Source organism: Anaerolineales bacterium, from assembly GCA_022866145.1.
GTDB lineage: Bacteria > Chloroflexota > Anaerolineae > Anaerolineales > E44-bin32 > PFL42.
In genome coordinates this window covers 1-3,148 of sequence record JALHUE010000394.1, presented here as the reverse complement: position 1 = coordinate 3,148, position 3,148 = coordinate 1, and the positions used below count along the sequence as shown (strand labels likewise).

The window sequence follows — 3,148 nt, the reverse complement described above, 5'->3', positions numbered from 1 at the left end:
TGGCAGGTCGTCCGGCTGGTCGGATAGGTCGCCCGTTCCCTTCCTTACTTGTTGGCCTGGAGGTTCGGGCCCTAGCCCGAGACACCTCTTGAGCCTCCCTCCGGCTGGCCCTCCCGCACACCCCGCATGCGGGAGGGCCGTTCTTAAGGCACCTCTAGCTGAAGAGTTGGATTCCACGGAGCTGGCGCGCCTAGCCAAACATCCTCCCGCTCACCCGAAGGCGGACCGGTGGGCGGAAAGACACCAGAGGCCGAACACCCCCGCAGCGAGCAGCAAGGGCGTGCCGGACATGGCCAGCACGCCCGACGACCCAGGAATGTAGCAGCAGGTAGGTGGAGAGGACTGGAGAGGCTGCAAAGGCGAAGGCGAGCTAGCGTTTCCCCAAGGAACCGGCCAGCAAGCCGAGACCTAGAAGAATTGATGCCGGCCACAGGCTGTCATTCCGCCAGGGCGTATTCTCCTGCGATGTGCGCAGGTGCCACGGGCCGAACAACGCCAGCGAAACACCCAGGATAAGTGCCCTGAGCCACAGGAGGCGCAGAACGCCTCTCGCCCTGTTGATGGGCAACGCCTTGACCGTCCTAAACAGCGCCACGGCAATACCGATCTAAGGCTTGGCGCTCAGGCGGACCAGACCAAGGTGGCCGGCAAGGCGAAGCCCATGGCGAGAACGCCTTCCAGGCTTCCGTTCAGCAGGCCGTGGATCGCCGGGAGGATAGCAGGATGAGCAGCACGGCCGGCCAGTTCGCGCCCAACCTGCGGGATGTGACCGCATGGGCGGCGCTCGAGGCCAGGGCGAGGATGGCCCGCCCAATCTGCTCGGGCAGCAGAGTCACGGGGATGAGCGGAAGCAGAATTCAGGGAGCGTTGAAGAAAACCTCGACCAGGAAGGGGGACTTGCCCTGCACGAGACTCAAGGCTGCGGGTCGAAAGGCAGAGTGCCAGTCGACGGCAGGTGGCAGCGCCACAGCCGGCAATCCGGCCGCGGCTTCCAGGACGAGCACGTCCGCCACCACGATCGTCGACCGAGGGGATACGCCCCAGTGGGCTGACGTCGGACCGGAACTCCGGACCTATGCAGGTTGAGGGGACGGGCGCTGCGGGAAGCCGCCTTGTGAATTGTCTCCGGGCATGGAGAGATTTGGCACGGGTGGGCCGGAGGGCCCGGGCGTTGGTGCCGTTGCGCGCAGGGAAACGGCTATTCCCACTCGATCGTCGCCGGAGGCTTGCTGGTGATGTCGTACACCACCCGGTTGATCCCCGCCACTTCATTCACGATTCGATTGCTGATGCGGGCCAACACCTCGTAGGGGAGACGCACCCAGTCGGCGGTCATGAAGTCCTCGGTGGAGACCGCCCGCAGGACCACGGTCTCGGCGTAGGTGCGCTGATCTCCCATCACGCCCACGCTGCTGACTGGGAGCAGGACGGCAAACACTTGGGCCAGCTCGCCTTCGCCCAGACCTGCCTGATCCAATTCCGTGCGCAGGATCCAGTCGGCTTCCCGCAAGCACCGCAGACGATCGGGGCTGACCTCGCCCAGGCAGCGGACAGCCAGGCCGGGCCCGGGGAACGGCTGGCGCTGCACCAGCCAGTCGGGCAGGCCGAGGGCCCGGCCGACCTGGCGCACCTCATCCTTGAATAGGTAGCGCAGCGGCTCGACCAGCTTCAGGCCCAGGTCCTCCGGGAGTCCGCCGACATTATGATGAGTCTTGATGCGCGCCGCCACCCGACGGTCCGGGCCGCTGGATTCGACGACATCCGGGTAGATCGTTCCCTGGACCAGATACTCGACGTCGCCCAGATTGCGAGCCTCCCGCTCAAACAGGCGAATGAAGAGGCGGCCGATGATCGATCGCTTCTGCTCAGGGTCGGTCACCCCGCGCAGGGCATCCAGGAAATCCAGCTGGGCTCGGACCACGCGCAGCTGTCCCCCCAGCAGTGGGCCGAGGTCGGCTTCGACCTGAGCGGCCTCGCCCTGCCGCAGCAGTCCGTTGTCAACGAATATCCCGAACATCCGGTCCCCGAGCGCCTGGTGCACCAACGTGGACGCCACAGCCGAGTCGATCCCTCCGCTGATGCCGGCGACAGCCCGGCCCGTGCCGACCTGCTGTCGGATCCGGGCGAGACTCTCCTGGACGATGGCCGCCGGAGTCCATTCTGGCCTGGCGCGGCAGATGTCGAGTACGAAGGCTCGCAGGATGGCGCTCCCGCCCGGGGTGTGGCGGACCTCCGGATGGAACTGGACCCCGTACCACTGCCGCTGACCGTCGGCCATGGCTGCAATCGGCGAGTTCTCTGAACGGGCGATGGCGTCGAAGCCCGACGGCATCCGCTCGATCCGATCGCCGTGCGACATCCACACGGGTTGGGCGCCGGGTGAAAGCAGGAGGTTGTCTTGTAGACACACCACCTGGGCCGGCCCATACTCCCGTTGTACCGAAGGACGAACCTTGCCACCCAGGGCGTGTGTCAGGGCCTGCATGCCGTAGCAGATTCCCAGGATGGGTTTGCCGGATCGCAGAACGTACTCGGGCACCTGGGGGGCGCCGTCCTCGTAGACCGAAGCCGGCCCTCCGGAGAGGATGTAGCCAACCGGCACGGAGGCGGTGACGATTTCTGCCGGTGTATGGTGGGGAAACAGTTGGCTGTAGACCCGGGCCTCGCGCACCCGCCGGACGATCAGTTGGCTGTACTGCGAGCCGAAATCGAGGACCGCGATCATGTCAGCCATCGGTCAGGAGGCGAAGACGATCCGGCCTTCGCTCATGTCGCTGATCACGGCCAGGGACTCGATGGGAACGCCGAGAGATGTGAGCAGCGTGCGTCCGCCTTCAAAAGATTTCTCCACCAGCGCCCCGATGCCGACGACCGTAGCGCCGGCCGTCTGGGCCAGGCGCACCAATCCCAGGATGGTCTGTCCGCTGGCGAGGAAGTCGTCGATGATCAGCACCCTTTCGTCCCGCCCGAGATACTCCGGGGAGACGATCAGCTCGACAGTGCGCCCTTTGGTGTGGGACGGGGCGAGTGTCAGGTAGATCTGATCCGGCATCGTGATGGGCTTGGTCTTGCGGGCATATACCACCGGCAGGCCGAGATGAAAGGCCGTGGTCAGCGCGGGCGCGATCCCCGATATCTCCGCCGTCAG

General features: G+C 65.8%; 3 protein-coding genes. All 3 read right to left on the bottom strand.

All coding sequences use genetic code 11. The features are described from left to right. Positions 1-857: 857 nt before the first annotated feature. On the bottom strand, positions 858-1,004 hold the full coding sequence (locus MUO23_11935) for a hypothetical protein (GenBank protein ID MCJ7513667.1): 147 nt from the start codon (positions 1,002-1,004) through the stop codon (positions 858-860). A gap of 194 nt (positions 1,005-1,198) precedes the next feature. Beyond that, positions 1,199-2,725 carry a glutamine-hydrolyzing GMP synthase gene (gene guaA / locus MUO23_11930; GenBank protein MCJ7513666.1) on the bottom strand — a complete coding sequence of 509 codons (1,527 nt, stop codon included), beginning with the start codon at positions 2,723-2,725 and terminating at the stop codon, positions 1,199-1,201. 12 nt (positions 2,726-2,737) lie between these two features. Continuing rightward, positions 2,738-3,148 (bottom strand): xanthine phosphoribosyltransferase (gene xpt / locus MUO23_11925; protein MCJ7513665.1); only part of this gene is annotated, 411 nt, incomplete at its 5' end.